Origin of the sequence: Aureimonas sp. AU22 (assembly GCF_001463745.1) — a bacterium.
Lineage (GTDB): Bacteria > Pseudomonadota > Alphaproteobacteria > Rhizobiales > Rhizobiaceae > Aureimonas.
In genome coordinates, this window is the sequence record NZ_BBWJ01000032.1 from 108,275 (window position 1) to 124,423 (window position 16,149).

General features: G+C 65.3%; 14 protein-coding genes. 11 read left to right on the forward strand and 3 right to left on the reverse strand.

Annotation, left to right across the window (positions count from 1 at the left end; genetic code table 11):
• Positions 1-14: 14 nt before the first annotated feature.
• Both AUL34_RS11160 and AUL34_RS11165 read right to left on the reverse strand, forming a co-directional pair.
• On the reverse strand, positions 15-1,508 hold the full coding sequence (locus AUL34_RS11160) for an NAD-dependent succinate-semialdehyde dehydrogenase (RefSeq protein WP_061933786.1): 1,494 nt from the start codon (positions 1,506-1,508) through the stop codon (positions 15-17).
• 91 nt (positions 1,509-1,599) lie between these two features.
• Complete coding sequence (locus tag AUL34_RS11165; RefSeq protein ID WP_061933787.1) at positions 1,600-2,118, reverse strand: Lrp/AsnC family transcriptional regulator; 519 nt, start codon at positions 2,116-2,118, stop codon at positions 1,600-1,602.
• A gap of 83 nt (positions 2,119-2,201) precedes the next feature.
• Between AUL34_RS11165 and AUL34_RS11170 the strand changes: the two genes are divergently transcribed.
• The 11 genes from AUL34_RS11170 to AUL34_RS11220 all read left to right on the forward strand — a co-directional run bounded on the left by AUL34_RS11170 (position 2,202) and on the right by AUL34_RS11220 (position 12,650).
• Entirely contained in the window at positions 2,202-3,584 is a 1,383-nt protein-coding gene (locus AUL34_RS11170; RefSeq protein ID WP_061933788.1) for a PLP-dependent aminotransferase family protein, read from the forward strand.
• Positions 3,585-3,706: 122 nt separating this feature from the next.
• Positions 3,707-4,492 carry an ectoine/hydroxyectoine ABC transporter ATP-binding protein EhuA gene (gene ehuA / locus AUL34_RS11175; protein ID WP_061933789.1) on the forward strand — a complete coding sequence of 262 codons (786 nt, stop codon included), beginning with the start codon at positions 3,707-3,709 and terminating at the stop codon, positions 4,490-4,492.
• Between the two features lie 24 nt (positions 4,493-4,516).
• On the forward strand, positions 4,517-5,362 hold the full coding sequence (gene ehuB, locus AUL34_RS11180; protein ID WP_061933790.1) for an ectoine/hydroxyectoine ABC transporter substrate-binding protein EhuB: 846 nt from the start codon (positions 4,517-4,519) through the stop codon (positions 5,360-5,362).
• Between the two features lie 55 nt (positions 5,363-5,417).
• The gene (ehuC, locus tag AUL34_RS11185) at positions 5,418-6,077 is read left to right on the forward strand and encodes an ectoine/hydroxyectoine ABC transporter permease subunit EhuC (RefSeq protein ID WP_061933791.1); all 660 of its coding nucleotides are present in this window, start codon (positions 5,418-5,420) and stop codon (positions 6,075-6,077) included.
• Positions 6,077-6,772, forward strand: coding sequence for an ectoine/hydroxyectoine ABC transporter permease subunit EhuD (gene ehuD / locus AUL34_RS11190; protein WP_061933792.1), 696 nt, complete (start codon positions 6,077-6,079; stop codon positions 6,770-6,772). The genes ehuC and ehuD overlap by 1 nt, the downstream gene beginning before the upstream one ends.
• Positions 6,769-7,542, forward strand: a complete 774-nt coding sequence (gene eutA / locus AUL34_RS11195) for an ectoine utilization protein EutA (protein WP_061933793.1) — start codon at positions 6,769-6,771, stop codon at positions 7,540-7,542. Before ehuD ends, eutA begins: the two co-directional genes overlap by 4 nt.
• A 4-nt stretch (positions 7,543-7,546) precedes the next feature.
• Entirely contained in the window at positions 7,547-8,527 is a 981-nt protein-coding gene (eutB, locus tag AUL34_RS11200) for a hydroxyectoine utilization dehydratase EutB (RefSeq protein WP_061933794.1), read from the forward strand.
• A complete protein-coding gene (gene eutC / locus AUL34_RS11205) occupies positions 8,527-9,519 on the forward strand; it encodes an ectoine utilization protein EutC (protein WP_061933795.1) in 993 nt (330 codons plus the stop codon). Before eutB ends, eutC begins: the two co-directional genes overlap by 1 nt.
• Before the next feature lie 22 nt (positions 9,520-9,541).
• Positions 9,542-10,723: an ectoine hydrolase DoeA gene (gene doeA, locus AUL34_RS11210; RefSeq protein ID WP_061933796.1), complete on the forward strand. Its 1,182-nt coding sequence runs from the start codon at positions 9,542-9,544 to the stop codon at positions 10,721-10,723.
• Positions 10,724-10,727: 4 nt separating this feature from the next.
• Entirely contained in the window at positions 10,728-11,729 is a 1,002-nt protein-coding gene (gene doeB / locus AUL34_RS11215; RefSeq protein ID WP_061933797.1) for a N(2)-acetyl-L-2,4-diaminobutanoate deacetylase DoeB, read from the forward strand.
• 3 nt (positions 11,730-11,732) lie between these two features.
• Positions 11,733-12,650 (forward strand): DMT family transporter, encoded by a 918-nt coding sequence (locus AUL34_RS11220; protein ID WP_082653312.1) that lies wholly within the window; start codon positions 11,733-11,735, stop codon positions 12,648-12,650.
• Positions 12,651-13,149: 499 nt separating this feature from the next.
• Here AUL34_RS11220 and AUL34_RS22245 read toward each other — a convergent pair whose 3' ends face one another.
• Complete coding sequence (locus tag AUL34_RS22245) at positions 13,150-15,879, reverse strand: molecular chaperone (RefSeq protein WP_156420885.1); 2,730 nt, start codon at positions 15,877-15,879, stop codon at positions 13,150-13,152.
• Positions 15,880-16,149 lie beyond the last annotated feature (270 nt).

Below are 16,149 nucleotides of genomic sequence, written 5' to 3' on the forward strand. Positions count from 1 at the left end.
GAAGGTGAATGGGGTCAGCCGCGGTCTAGGCAGACGTATTGGATGTCGGTGAAGGCCTCGAGGCCGTGGCGCGAACCCTCGCGCCCGAGTCCGGACTGCTTGGTGCCGCCGAACGGGACTGGCGCGCCGGTGATCTTCACCCGGTTGACGGCCACCATGCCGTAGTCGAGCGCGGCGCTCATGCGAGACGCGCGGGCGCTGTCCCGCGTGACGAGATAAGCGACGAGGCCGTATTCGGTGTCGTTGGCGCGGGCGAGGACCTCCGCTTCCGCGTCGAAGGGGGCGAGGGCGGCGACGGGGCCGAAGGTCTCCTCGTGCATGATGGCGGCATGCGGCGGCACGTCGGCTAGAACCGTCGGCTCGAAGAAGAGCCGCCCGGCGGGATGGCGCCCGCCGCCGCACAGGAGGCGCGCTCCCTTCGCAAGGGCATCGGCGACGTGCGCCTCGCATTTGCCGACCGCCCGCTCGTGCATCAGGGGGCCGATCTCGGCTCCCTCGTGAAGCCCGGGGGCCACGGCCAGAGCCTTCGTCCGTTCGGTGAAGGCGAGGGCGAAGGCGGCGTAGGCCGGACGCTCGACGAAGATGCGGTTGGCGGCGAGGCAGTCCTGCCCGGACGTCGCGAATTTGGCGTCGAGCGCGATCTCGACCGCGCGGTCCGGATCGGCGTCGGCGAAGACGATCAGGGGCGCGTGACCGCCGAGTTCCATCACCAGCCGCTTGACCGTCGGCGCGCACTGCGCCGCGATCAGCCGGCCGACTTCGGTCGATCCGGTGAAGCTGAGGGCGCGCACGCGCGCGTCCTCGCACAGCCGCCCGACAATCGTGGCAGCATTGCCCGTCACCACGTTGAAGACGCCGGAGGGGAAGCCCGCATGGCTGGCGAGTTCGGCGAGCGCCAGCGCGGACAAGGGCGTATGACCTGAGGGGTGGGCGACCACCGTGCAGCCGGCGGCGAGCGCTGCAGACGCCTTGCGCGTCAGCATCGCGGACGGGAAGTTCCAGGGCGTGACGAGACCGGCGACGCCGACCGGGCGGCGCGTCAGCCGCATCTCCGCATCCGGCAGATGCGAGGCGACGCTCTCGACGCCGACGCGTTTGGCTTCCTCCGCGTAGAAGGCGACGAAGGACGCGGCGTAGTCGATCTCGCCTCGTGCCTCGGCCAGCGGCTTGCCCTGTTCGAGGGTCATCAGCAGGGCGAGGTCGTCGCGCGCGGCGACGATCGCTCCGTGCCAGCGCAGCAGCACGGCCGAGCGTTGCTGCGGCAGGAGGCCGGCCCAGGCGGGAAAGGCGGCCTGCGCGGCGTCGATCGCGCGGGTGGTCTCGTCGGCTCCGAGCGAAGCGACATGGGCGATGGTCGTTCCATCAGCCGGATCGGTGACCGCGAAGCGTTCGCCCGCCCCGCTTGGCCTCCAGCGCCCGCCGACGAAGGCGTCCTGCCGCAGGAGACGTGGGTCGGCGAGACGGCCAAGAGCCTCGTGCAGGGGCGGGCCGGCCAAGTGTGCGTTCATCGGGGACCTCCCTCGGGTGCGTCCCGAAGTTAGCCCCGCGGCGCTGGAGGATCCGTCCGAAACGGACAGGGCGCGGAGACAGGTCCTCTTTTTAAGCCGCCGGCGACGGAGGAATCCTCTCCTCCGACGCCCGGCCGGAGGCGAAGAGGTGGGCCGGCGGGTCGATGCCGTCCTTGACGAACTTGGTCACGACGTAGGTGAAGTAGCGCTGGATGCCGATCTCGCGTTCCAGCCATCCGTCGACCAGTCGCTGGTAGGCTTCGACGTCCCGCGCGACGACTTTCAGCACGTAGTCGACGCCGCCGCCTGTCGACCAGCAGGACACCACCTCCGGCTCCGCCCGCATCACGCGTTCGAACCGGTCGAAATCCGCCTGCCGGTGGCCGCCGAGCGTGATCTCGACGATCACCGTGGTGATCGGAGCCACCAGCCGCCAGTCGATCCGGGCGTGGTAGCCCGCCACGATCCCCGCCTTTTCCAGACGTTTCAGGCGCATCCAGCACGGCGTGGCGGACAGGCCGACGCGCTCCGCCAGCGCCGTCTTGGCGATCCGACCCTCGCGCTGGATCTCGGCCAGGATTTTGACGTCCGTCGCGTCGAGCTGGTGCATGGCTTCTCGAAAAGAGCGCGTTGCGGGCGCCGACAGCGCGGCGTCCCCTTGTCGAATGTCATGATTTCAGGAAACGTGCAGTCATGACAATGTGGTTCATCGATCAGGCCGCTTTAAAGCGTCCCGTCTACCTGTCGCTGGCCGACCAGATCAACCGGGCCATTTCCGACGGTCGCCTGGCGGATGGAACGCGCCTGCCGCCGCATCGGGTGCTCGCCGACAGCCTGAACGTATCGGTCCAGACCGTCAGTCGCGCCTACGAGGAGCTCATCCGCCGCGGTCTCCTGTCCGGTGAGACGGGGCGCGGAACCTTCGTGCGGCGCGAGGAACCGGTCGGCCAGCTTCCCTACATCCCCGAGCGGCTCGGCGAGGTGATCGACTTGTCGATCCTGAAGCCGGTCTGCGAGACGATGCATCTCGACCGGATGAAGGCGGCGCTTGCCGATCTCTCGATCGACCTGCCGCCAAGCGTCGCCTTGTCGTTCCGGCCCAACGTCATCTTTCCCCGTCACCGAGCCATCGCGGCCGACTGGCTGCGGCTGTGCGGACTGGACGTTTCGCCCCACAACGTGTGCCTCACGAACGGGGCGACTGCCGGCATGACGATCGCGCTGATGAGCGTGGCGCAGACCGGCGGCGTGGTGGCCACCGAGGCGATCGGCCACCACACGCTGACGCCGCTCGCCGCCTATCTCGGGCTGAAGCTCGCCGCCGTGGAAATCGACGACGACGGGATCGTGCCGGACGCTCTCGACGCGCTGTGCCGTGCGGAAGGCGTGCGTGCGGTCTTCGTCCAGCCTTCCGGCATCAATCCGACGGCGGTGGTCATGAGCGCGGGGCGGCGGGAGGCGATCGCGGCGGTGGCGCGCGCGCACGACCTCGCCATCATCGAAAACGACGGGCTCGGTCCCCTCGTCGAGGATCGCCCGCCGCCGCTCGCCGCGTTCGCACCGGAGCGAACGCTCTACGTGACGAGCTTCACGAAGATCGTGATGCCGGGCCTGCGGACCGGCTATCTCGCCGTGCCGGACCGGATGCTGGCGGCCGTCACCAACCGGCATCTCGTGACCAACTGGATCGCGACGCCGCTGATCGCCGAGATCGCGACGCGCTGGGTCGCCGACGGCACCGCGATCGAACTCGTGCGCTGGCAGCGCGGTGCCCTGCGCCGGCGCCAGGCGGTGGCCGCCGAGATGCTGGCGGGCATTCCCTATCGCTCCCACGCGCAGGCCCTCCACGCGTGGATCCCGCTGGAGAGCCGCGCGGCGGAAGACCTGTTCGTCGCGCAGGCGCGCCTGCGCGGTGTCGCCGTGGCGCCCGGCCGATCGTTCCAGACGGGGACTGCCGAACAGCCTGCGGTGCGCGTCTCTCTGGGTTCCACGACCGAGCAGGAACTGCGCTCCGGATTGCGGATCATGAGCAACCTCATCCGCAGCGATCCGGAACCGCTTCTGCTCGCCATCTAGGCGTTGCATGCCGCCGTGGTGGGCATTGAAATGATAATTGTCATGAGATTATTTTGCAAATTGACATGATTTAGGTTGGGCATCATCGTCGGGGCATCGAACGGAACCCAGAAGGGGATGCCGTGACTGCGCCGATCATCCAACTGCAGGACGTGTCCAAGCGCTTCGGCGAGCTGACGGTGCTCGACAAGCTCTCGTTCGACGTCGCGCCCGGCGAGAAGCTGGCTCTGATCGGTCCGTCCGGTTCGGGAAAGACCACGATCCTGCGCCTCCTGATGACGCTGGAAACGCCGACCGACGGCCTGGTGCTGGTGGAGGGCGAGCCGCTGTTCCACCAGCGCAAGGGAGGTGCGCTGGTGCCGGCGGGCGAGCGGCATCTGCATCGGATGCGCGAGAAGATCGGCATGGTCTTCCAGCACTTCAACCTGTTTCCGCACAAGTCCGTCTGCGAGAACGTCTGCCTGGCTCCGGTCCTGACGCAAGGCGTGAAGCCGGCGGATGCCAAGCGCCGCGGGATGGAGCTTCTCGACATGGTGGGGCTGTCGGCCAAGGCCGATGCGATGCCCGCGCAGCTATCGGGCGGCCAGAAGCAGCGGGTGGCGATCGCCCGTGCGCTGGCCCTCCGCCCGAAGATCATGCTCTTCGACGAGGTGACCTCGGCGCTCGACCCGGAACTCGTCGAGGAGGTGCTGAACGTCATGCACATGCTCGCCCGCGAGACCGACATGACCATGCTTCTCGTCACTCACGAGATGGGCTTCGCCCACGACTTCGCCGACCGCGTCCTGTTCTTCGACCGGGGCCGGATCGTCGAGGAGGGCGCGCCCCAGGACATCTTCAAGAACCCCCGGCACGAGCGGACGAAAGGCTTTCTCAGGAAGGTCGTCGCAGCCGGTCATCGCGTTTGACATCAGCCCTGGAGGAAGTTTCCCATGCGTTTGCATCGTTTCGCCCGCCCGCTGTTCCTCGGTGCGACCCTCGCCCTCTCGTTCGGTGCCGCCTCGGCCCCGGCAGCCGATCTGGACGCTCTCAAGGAGCAGGGGTTCGCTCGCATCGCCATCGCCAACGAACCGCCCTTCACCGCCGTCAAGGCCGACGGCACGGTGTCGGGCGCCGCTCCGGACGTCGCGCGCGCCGTCTTCAAGCGTCTTGGCGTCGATGACGTCGTCGCCTCGATCTCCGAATACGGCGCGATGATCCCCGGCCTTCAGGCCCGCCGCTTCGACGCCGTCACCGCCGGCCTCTTCATGAAGCCGGAGCGCTGCAATGCCGTCAGCTATTCCGAGCCGATCCTGTGCGATGCCGAAGCCTTCGCGCTGAAGGCCGGCAACCCGCTGAAGCTGACGAGCTACAAGGACGTCGCCGACAATCCGAACGCCAAGATCGGTGCGCCGGGCGGCGGCACCGAGGAGCGCCTGGCGCTGGAAGCCGGCGTGCCGCGCGAGCGGGTGATCGTGGTTCCCGATACGCAGAGTGGGCTCACCATGCTCCAGCAGGGCCGCATCGACGTCTACTCGCTGCCCGTTCTGTCGATCAATGCGGCGGTGAAGACGGCGAACGATCCGCAGATCGAAGTCGTGGCCCCAGTTCAGGGCGCGCCGGTCTATTGCGACGGCGCCGCCTTCCGCAAGCAGGACACGGCGCTGCGCGACGCCTTCGACAAGGAACTGGCCGCGATCAAGGCGTCCGGCGAGTTCGCGAAGATCATCGAGCCCTACGGCTTCTCGGCCGCCGCCGCGATGTCGACGACGCGCGAGAAGCTTTGCGCCGCGCAGTGACCTGACGGAGGGGCGGCGGGGCGACGATCCCGTCGTCCCCGATGGCAAGGCGATCATGGACATCTGGTTCGGCTATCTCAGGCTCATTCTCGACGGCGCCCTCGTGACGGTACAACTCACCGTCTACGGCTGCGCCTTCGCGCTGGTCATGGCCTTTCTCGCCGGGCTCGGACGCACCTCAGCCATCGCGCCGGTGAAGTGGCTGGCGGTCGCCTATATCGAGTTCTTCCGCGGCACCTCGATCTTCGTCCAGCTCTTCTGGGCCTATTACGTGCTCCCGCTGATGGGGCTGGAACTCTCGCCGATGCAGGCGGGCGTCCTGGCGCTCGGCCTCAACGTCGGCGCCTACGGCGCCGAGGTGGTTCGCGGCGCCATCCAGGCGATCGGGCGCGAGCAGCGCGAGGCCTGCGTCGCCCTCAACCTGACGCGCGCGCAGTCGCTGCGCCACGTCATCCTGCCGCAGGCGGTCGTCGTGATGCTGCCCACCTTCGGCAACAACGCGATCGAACTCCTCAAGGCGACGGCGATCGTCTCCCTCGTCTCGCTCGGCGACATGACGTTCCAGGCCCAGGTCGTGCGCTCGCAGACCGGCTCGACGGCCTTTCCGTTCCTGACGATCCTGGTTCTCTACTTCCTGATGTCGTCCGTCATCACGCTCTTCGTGCGCGCAATGGAGCGCCGCATGTCCCGCGGCTTCGAAGGGACGCGCGCCTGATGGAATGGGATTGGGACTTCGTCTGGCAGATCATGCCGCAGCTTCTCGATGGCGCAAGGATCACGGTGCTCGCGACGCTGCTCGGCTTCGCCTTCGCCGCCGTGTTCGGCCTCGTTCTCGCCATGCTCCGTAGGTCGTCGAACCGGGTCCTTTCCTGGCCGACGGCGGCGTTCGCCGAGTTCGTGCGCGGCACGCCGCTTCTCGTGCAGCTCTACTTCCTGTTCTACATCCTGCCCGACCTCGGCCTCACCCTGTCGCCCCTGACGGCGGGCGTGATCGGCCTCGGCATTCACTACGGCACCTACACCGCCGAGGTGTATCGCGCCGGGATCGACAACGTGGCGCGCGGCCAGTGGGAAGCCGCCAAGGCCTGCAATCTCACCGCGGCCCAGACCTGGCGGCACATCGTCCTGCCGCAGGCGATCAAGCCCATGGTGCCGGCGCTCGCCAACTACTTCATCGCCATGTTCAAGGAGACGCCGCTCCTGTCGGCCATCACCGTCCTCGAACTCATGAACCAGGCGCGCTCCATCGCGAACTACAACTACCGCTACATCGAGCCCATCACGATGGTGGGCGCGTTCTTCCTCGCGATCAGTCTCGTCTCCGTGGTCGCGATCCGCCTCATGCAGCGCCACTGGGGCCGGCTCAGCCGCCTCGGCTCGGCCCGGCGCGAAACCGTGATGCCGTCATGACGCCCTCGCTCCTGTCCCTGCCGCTCGCGTTCGACGCGCGGGCGATCGAGAAGCGCGTCGGCCTGATCCTCCTGTCGACCGACCATTCGACGGAAGCGGACTTCGCCCGCCTCGTCGCCGGACCGCGGGTCGGCCTGTTCGCGACGCGCGTCGAATATGCCAACCCGGTGACGCCCGCCAATCTGCGCGCCATGGAACCGCGCCTTGGCGCCGCGGCGGCGTTGCTGCTGCCGGACGAGCCGCTCGATGCGATCTGTTTCTCCTGCACTTCCGCCTCCGTCGCGATCGGTGACGCGGCGGTGGAGGCGGCGATCGCGGCGGCCAAGCCCGGTGTGCCGATCGTCACACCGCCGGGCGCTGCGGCCCGTGCCCTCGCGCAGTTCGGAGCGCGGCGCATCAGCCTCCTGACGCCCTACACGGTCGAGACCACGGCCGGCATGGCCGACTATTTCGAAGCCCGGGGTTTCGATCTCGCCTCCGTTTCCTGCCTCGGGCTCGAGGACGACCGGGAGATGGCCCGCATCGCTCCGGCCTCGCTGGTCGAGGCGGCGGTCGCCGCGACGGATCCGCAGGCCGAGGCGCTCTTCGTGTCCTGCACCGCCCTGCGCTCCGCCCTGATCGTGTCGGCGGTCGAGGCGCGGATCGGGCGCCCGGTCGTGACCAGCAATCAGGCCACCGCCTGGGCCTGCCTTGGCCTCTGCGGCGTGGTCCCGGCGCCGGGGTTGAAGGCCGGGCGCCTGTTCGACATGCCCTACGACGTGGCGGGCTGATCCGATGCCGCTCGTGTCCCTTGCCGACATCCAGCTTGCCGCCGCGCGGATCGGCCCGGTGGTGGTTCGGACCGCGCTCGAACCCTCGCCGAGCCTGTCGCGGCTCGCGGGCGTCCCGGTCCATCTCAAGATGGAGCATCGCCAGCGCACCGGCGCCTTCAAGCTGCGGGGTGCGAGCAACGCCGTCCTGTCGCTGCCGCCCGGCACGCGCGGCGTCGTCGCGGCCTCCACGGGCAATCACGGCCGCGCGCTCGCCCATGCCGCGCGCGAGGCGGGGCTCGCCTGCACCATCTGCCTGTCGCGCCTCGTGCCCGCCAACAAGGTCGCGGCCGTGGAGGCGCTGGGAGCGCGGGTTCATATCCGAGGCGACAGCCAGGACGACGCGCAGCGCGAGGCCGATCGCCTTGCTGCCGCGGAAGGGCTCGTCGGCGTGCCGCCCTTCGACCATCCCGCGATCGTGGCGGGGCAGGGCACGATCGGCCTGGAGATCGTCGAGGATCTGCCGGATGTCGAAACGGTCCTCGTGCCCCTTTCCGGTGGCGGGCTGATCGCCGGGGTGGCAGCGGCGGTGAAGGCGCTTTCCCCCCGGGCGCGCGTCGTCGGCGTGTCCATGGAGCGCGGGGCCGCGATGGCCACGAGCCTCCAGGCCGGGCGCCCGATAGAGGTCGAGGAACTCCCGACGCTGGCCGATTCGCTGGGCGGCGGCATCGGCCTTTCCAACGATTGGACCTTTGAGGCAACCCGGCAACTGGTGGACGAGGTGGTGCTCGTCACCGAGGCCGAGATCGCCGCCGGCATCCGCCACGTCTACCAGGAGGAACGCGAGATCGTGGAAGGAGCGGCGGCCGTCGGCATCGCCGCGCTCCTGTCCGGTCGCGTTCGGCCGCGAGGGGCGACCGCGGTGCTCCTGACGGGTCGCAACATCGATCCGGGCCTTCATCTTCGCATCCTCAACGGCGCGGATGCGCTGGAGCAAGACGCCTGATGCCGACGATCCGCATCCTTACCGAGGCCGACCTGCGCGCGCTCGTGCCGCTCGATCTGGCGGCCGTCGCCTGCGTCGAGGAGGCCTTCGCGGCGCTGGCGACGAAGGCGGTCGCCATGCCTCCGGTCCTGCGGCTCGACATACCCGAGCATCGCGGTGAGGTGGACGTGAAGACCGCCTACGTGCCGGGTCTTTCGGGGTTCGCGATCAAGATCAGCCCCGGTTTCTTCGACAACCCAAAGCTGGGCCTGCCGAGCCTCAACGGCATGATGGTTCTGTTCTCGGCCTTCACCGGGCTCGTCGAGGCACTGCTCCTCGACAACGGCTACCTGACGGACGTTCGCACGGCGGCGGCGGGCGCGGTGGCAGCCCGGCACATGGCGCGCGAGGACGCGGCCGTTGCTGCGATCCTCGGAGCAGGCACCCAGGCTCGACTGCAGCTCAAGGCACTGGCGCTCGTTCGCCCCCTGCGGGAGGCGCGGATCTGGGCGCGCGATCATGCGAAGGCCGAAGGCGCGGCTGCGGAGCTGACAGCCGAACTCGGCATCGCGGTGTCCGCCGCGGCGGAGGCGAGCGCGGCCGTGCGTGGCGCCGACATCGTCGTCACCACGACGCCCGCCGAAAGCCCGATCCTCTGGGCCGACTGGATCGCACCGGGAACCCATGTCACCGCGATGGGCTCGGATGCCGAGCACAAGAACGAGATCGACCCGGCGCTGATCGCGGGCGCAGCGCCCTACGTCGCCGACCGTCTCTCGCAGACGCGCCGCCTCGGCGAACTGCGTGCGGCAATCGCGGCCGGTACGGTCGCCGACGCACAGGACTTCGCCGAACTCGGCGCCGTCGTCGCCGGCCTCGCGCCCGGCCGCGCCTCGGCGGCGGCGGTCACGCTGTGCGACCTGACCGGCACCGGCGTCCAGGACACCGCCATTGCGGCGCTCGCAGCCGCCCGCGCGGCTGAAAGCGGCGCCGGCACACCCTTCACCACCTGATCCACCACCCGGGAGACATTCCATGAGCGGACCCGCTCTGAACTTCACGCGCGAGGAATACGCCGCGCGCCTCGCCAAGACACGGGCTGCCATGCAGGCCAAGGGCGTCGAGCTGCTCTTCGTCTCCGACCCCTCGAACATGGCCTGGCTGACGGGCTACGACGGCTGGAGCTTCTACGTGCACCAGGGCGTGCTGGTCGGGCCCGAGGGCGAGCCGGTCTGGTGGGGCCGCGCCATGGACGGCCACGGCGCGCGCCGCACCGCCTATCTCGCGGAACACAACATCGTCGGCTATCCCGACCATTTCGTGCAGTCCACCGAGCGCCATCCGATGGACCACCTGTCCGGCGTCATCGCCGAGCGCGGCTGGGACAGGCTCTCGATCGGCGTCGAGATGGACAATTACTGGTTCTCGGCGGCGGCCTTCGCCTCGCTCCAGCGCCACCTGCCGAACGCCCGGTTCCAGGACGCGACGGCGCTCGTCAACTGGCAGCGCGCGATCAAGAGCCCGACCGAACTCGGCTACATGCGGATCGCCGGTCAGATCGTGACGAAGATGCACGAGCGGATCTTCGAGACGATCGAGCCGGGCATGCGCAAATGCGACCTTGTCGCCGAGATCTACGATGCCGGCATCCGGGGCACGGGCGAGCATGGCGGCGACTATCCCGCCATCGTGCCGATGCTTCCCTCGGGCGCGGACGCCGTCGCACCGCACCTCACCTGGGACGACAAGCCGATGCGCGCGGGCGAAGGCACGTTCTTCGAGATCGCCGGCGCCTACAAGCGCTACCACTGCCCGCTGTCGCGCACCGTCTTCCTCGGCACGCCGACGCAGGCCTTCCTCGACGCCGAGAAGGCGACGCTGGAGGGCATGGAGGCCGGTCTCGAAGCCGCTAAGCCCGGCAACACCTGCGAGGACATCGCGCTCGCCTATTTCGCGGTCCTCAAGAAGCACGGCATCGTCAAGGACAGCCGCACCGGCTACCCGATCGGCCTGTCCTATCCGCCGGACTGGGGCGAGCGCACCATGAGCCTGCGCCCCGGCGATAGGACCGAGCTGAAGCCCGGCATGACCTTCCACTTCATGACGGCGCTCTGGGCGGAGAACATGGGGCTGGAGATCACCGAGACGCTCGCCATCACCGACACGGGATACGAGCTTCTGGCCGACGTGCCGCGCAAGCTCCTGGTGAAGGGCTGAACCCATGACCGGGACCCTCAGGCCCTCGCCGATCGCGGCCACGATCGACTTCGAGGAGAACGGCGTCCGGCACGGCTTCCTGCGCCTGCCCTACAGCCGGGACGATTCGGCCTGGGGCTCGGTCATGATCCCGATCACCGTCGCGAAAAACGGGGAGGGGCCGACCGCGCTCCTCACCGGCGGTAACCACGGCGACGAGTACGAAGGGCCGATCGCGCTCTTCGATCTCGCGCGCTCGCTGAAAGCCGAGGACGTCTCGGGCCGCGTCATCGTCGTGCCGGCCATGAACTACCCTGCCTTTCGCGCGGGCACGCGCACCTCGCCGATCGACAAGGGCAACCTCAACCGAGCCTTTCCCGGCAGCCCGGACGGCACGGTCACGCAGAAGATCGCCGACTATTTCCAGCGTACCCTCCTGCCGATGGCCGACATCGTGCTCGACTTCCATTCGGGCGGGCGCACGCTCGACTTCGTGCCCTTCGCCGCCGCCCATATCCTACCGGACAAGGATCAGGAGGCGGCGAGCTTTGCGGCGGTCGCGGCCTTCGGCGCGCCCTTCTCCATGCGTATGCTGGAGATCGATGCCGTCGGCATGTACGACACCGCGGCGGAAGGGATGGGCAAGGTGTTCGTCACCACCGAGCTTGGTGGCGGCGGCACGGCAACAGCCAATACGGCGGGCATCGCCAAGCGCGGCGTCCGCAACGTCCTGCGGCATGCGGGCATTCTGAAAGGCGCGGTGGAGACGGCCGAGACGCGCTGGCTCGACATGCCCTCGGGCGACTGCTTCACCTTCGCCGAGGACGAAGGCCTGATCGAGCCCCTCGTGGACCTCGGCCAGCCGGTGCGCCGCGGCGACGTCCTCGCCCGGGTCCATTCCGTCGGGCGCACGGGCCTTGAGCCGATCGCCTTTCATGCCAAGCTCGACGGCATCCTCGCCGCCCGCCACTTTCCGGGCCTCGTGAAGGCGGGCGACTGCGTCGCCGTCGTCGGCGTGACCGAATAGTCGATGTCGATGAAGCCCGGCCCCGCTTCGAACACGTCCGCGAGCGGGCTTTCCCCGTCCCGGTCCGATCTCCTGGCGCGCGTCGCGCCGGTGATCTTCCTCCTGTTCTGGGCGTCGGGCTTCGGGGTCGCCAAGATCGGCCTCCGGCATGCCGAGCCATTGACCTTCCTCAGCCTGCGGTTCGGCCTCATCGTCGCGCTGTTCCTGCCGGTCTTCCTGGTTCAGCGCCCATCCGTGCCGACGAGCCGGGCCGGCTGGGGGCATCTTGCCATTGTCGGCTTCCTGATCCAGTCGGTCTATTTCGGACTGGCCTACCTCGGCATGAGCCTCGGCGTCTCGGCCGGCACCGCTGCCGTCATCGCCTCGCTCCAGCCGCTCGTCGTGGCCATTGCCGCGCCCATCGTCTCGCAGGAGCGGGTTCGGCCGCGCCACTGGGCCGGATTTCTCCTGGGCGCTGCGGGTGCGCTTCTGGTCGTATCGGCGGGCGAGGGGTTCGAGGCCTCTCTCGATGCGGGCGTGTGGCTCTGCGTCGGCTCCGCCATCGGCATGGCCGGCGCGGTGCTCTACCAGAGACGTTTTCCCGTGGCGGCCCACCCCGTCACCGTCAATCTCGTTCAGTATGCCGTGGGGCTCGCCACGATCGCACCGATGGCGATCTGGCTGGAAACGGGGCGGATCGACTGGACCGCCGAATTCGTCCTGTCGCTCGGCTGGCTGATCGTCGCCAACTCGATCATCGCCGTCTCGCTTCTGCTTTTCATGATCGGGCGCAGCGAGGCCGCCCGCGTCTCGGCGCTGTTCTTCCTCGTGCCGCCCGTCGCCGCCCTGTTCGGTTGGTTGCTTCTCCACGAAGACATCGGCGTTCAGGCTTGGTGTGGTATCGGCCTGGCGCTTGTCGGCGTGCGTCTCGTGTCTCTTTGACGGGAGTGCATTCGCCGTGCCGGACGGAGACGATCGAGACGCGACCGCTTGATTCAGACCGCTTTGATATACTGGAAAAAATGGAGCGGGCGATGGGATTCGAACCCACGACCCCAACCTTGGCAAGGGAAAAATTGCGGAGATGAAGCGGTTCATTCTGGTGCATATCACTGCACTCCATTGCCCGTAGCGTCGGTGCTCAGACCATTCGGAATAATGGACGCGCGTGGACTGCTCTGAACCGTTGTGGAGCGGTAGCGAGGTGAATGTCCGCAACCGTGCGGTAACCGGCGACGCGCCTCGGTTACCGGTAATGGGGCGAAACCTTCCGTAATTCACGAGCAATGGCCGCCACAAAAGCGAAACCCTACTCGCCTGTACGCAAACCTCCGCGTGTCATGTGTTCCATGAGGAGTGCGCGGTAGAGATCCATGCGCACATTTGGGGTGCCCTACCGCCGAAATGCACTTGCGCCGACCTCCCAGCATGGCACCACTTCTCAATGAGCATGAAGATCGAAGGTGAGTGCCGTGAAGGGAGCAACGCTAGGATCGCTTGTACGGATTTTGGCAATTTGCTCATGTATGCCCCTCCAATCGCCTTCCTGCATGATCACGAGGCCTTCCGAAATTTGAGTTGTCTTGAAACCAAAGGTGCCACTTTTCTCATTGTCGTATTCGTAAAGGTCGACGGAAGACGGCTCTACTGGGTTTCGCTGCAATCCCCAGAAGTATAATGGGCTTAAGGGTAGCGCTCGTCCACTGGATGGTTCTATAAGGTAAACGAGTTCATCGGAGAACTGCTGTACGCCCTCGTAGTCGAGGACATCCACGAACGTCTGAGACGGGCCATGTAGGGCTCGGAAGATTCCAGTATACGCGCCGGGGTAGAAACGCTTCGCGACTACTCCTTCAAAAACGCCTAATTTTTTACCATCAAACACGCGCGACAGCTGGTTAGCCAGCAAGCTCAGAAAGCCCACCCAGTCTACTATTTGTTTTCGCCCATGCTTCTCTGCATTTAACCCCGCTATCCAAGCGTCGATCTGCGTAGAATTCTCCGGCTTCAAAAGTGATGTAAGAGGCAAAGAGAAATCTAATTTTGATTCATTTCCCTTGATGCAGGCTTTAATCAGTCCCCAAAGAGGACCAGATGATCTGTGATTGAAGCCCTTGAACAGGAATCCACCATTTTTGATGATGCATAAATCCATATAAACTATATATGCCGACAAGGTGAGTAAGGCGTCCGCGGCATCGCGCCCTCTCTGCTGTCGTCTCTCAGTATCCATTTCGGATATAAAACGGGCCAGCGGTGCCGCAACCGGATACGGTAGATCGGACAGCAATTCCGAAAGCTCTCTCCACCCTTGTGAACGACTACGTTCTTGGATCATCTGAACATCGGTGCTGTCGACGAATGAACATGATGACGCGCTTGTACCAAAATCGACGCCGAGATAAGTCGAGCTACCCATCTCGTCCGATGCGAATGTCATGTCGATATGGAATGGTCTTCCCTCTGCAACGACTCCTTCGGAGCGATCATTGCGTCCATAGATGAATCTCGGGACTGCAGTCCCGTCTTCGCGAACTGTAAGTTCGACTTCGATTGCAGCCGCGAACCGTGCGTTGCGGGGTGTAACCACCCGAGTTTCGATGATGTTGTGACGGGCTTCCAGATCCTCGGGATCAAGGGATGATCGCATGAAAAAATACTCGAGAAGTCGCCGGGGTGGGCGATCGAGACGGACCTTCCATAGAAGAGGGGTGCCTACTAGTCCTCGAAGGCTGCTTGCAGATGGCAACAGGACTCCGGCATCCAAGCTGTCAGCTGCCATACTAGCAAGATCTGGGGTCAGCGGGCGAGCTCGCTTAACTTCGATCTCACCATCGTCCGGGCGCAGCGATAGGCAGAGCCTGTTATAGGTGACGGCACGAAAATCGCCTTCGCCCTCCGTATAGAACCGACGCGCGCATTCTGTTGCCAAGCCCTTAGCCACAATTTCTTGAAAGCTTTCGCTGAGCTGCAGTATTTCCGCTTCATGAAGGTCGGTCGCTCCCAGATCCCGCTCCAGCAGCTTACCAAGCCAGCGAATGTTCGATGACCCACCTGATAGGAGAACAACCGATATGTCTTGACCCTTAAGTTCTCTTGAGGCGCGTTCGATTGTTTTTTTGACAGCATCACGGATTTTTGCTGTCCATACGTTTGCTTCAAAAACTCGTCGAAGTAGTCCGGCGTCCAAGTTTATGTTTGCAAGCCGCGAGGCGGGATCATAGGGATTAGTCGGTACAGATATCGGGAATGGTGCGAGTCCAGATAGATCGGCGGATAGACTCCAGTTGGCAATAGAGTTGCAGACGGTGATTTTTGCAACCTCGATCGTTTGTAGGAGCTTGCGATAGTGTCTATAGAAGGCCTGCTGACGGTCATTGACCTCAGCGAGATCGTCTGGGGTCTTGATCTTTGCAGCGAGCTCTAGTGATTTTCTCACATCGCTCCGAATTGCTCTGTCAACAGATTTCATCAAAAGTTCCTCGACGAGGACGCGGTTGATATAAAAGCCGCCGACTTGAACGGATTTCGCGCCGAGAGGGCGGGAATTAGTGCCGGACTTGCTAACGTCTCCAGTCTTGGTTGTTTCAATTACCGAAATATCAAAGGTTCCACCCCCAAAGTCGAGAACCAATGCAATATGCTTGCGTTGCTCCGCAATGACAGGGTGCCGCAGGCCATACCTGTAGTACTGAAATACGGCAAATGGCTCCGGGAGGAAGTCGATCTGATCGAAGCGCCCATGCAGGATGCGGCGAATGGCTCGACGGTAATTGGAGAGCCAGTTTTCCTCCGCCATGTCTATGCCGCTAAGCGCGAGCGGTTCTGCAATCAAAATGCTTTTAGGTATTTGTCGTCCCTGACGTTCCAGCCAGACATTTACCTTGGCGAGAAGCTCATGAAGATAGTCCTGGGCGACGCCTACAACAGTAGTGCGTGGGGCATGGGACGTGCTTACGGTTCGCTTCGTGACTGCATCTGGATCGTGCTGACCGAGCTCGATCTTGAAGTCTTCAATCAACTGTTCCGGGGAACCGCACCGCTCGCGTGCATCGAATCCTATATGGGGCTTCTTGTCTGCACCATAAAAGATTGCGGTTGGTGCTACATTCCGGCCGTCAATCTGCGCAAGATTCACGGATGAGATGAAAGGCAGTTTTTTGACGGACAATTTCGCTCCCCACAAGGGCGCAATGGCAAGTTGCGCGGTCCTTATGCATCATAGATTGTGGGATCGATCAACATTCCGAGCGTCGAGCGTGCCCGCCATTCCAGCGCTGAATCTCCAGCCGTTTGAGCCGACGTCGATCGAAATGGGCGGAAGGCCGAACGGAATGAAAGTGTTTGATGCGAAGGATTGCTGGTCAGGCAGCACAACGTGGGGATCAGGGGTGCAAGTTGTGTCCTGTGGACTCACGGCGATGTGGTCAAGGCTCTTCTG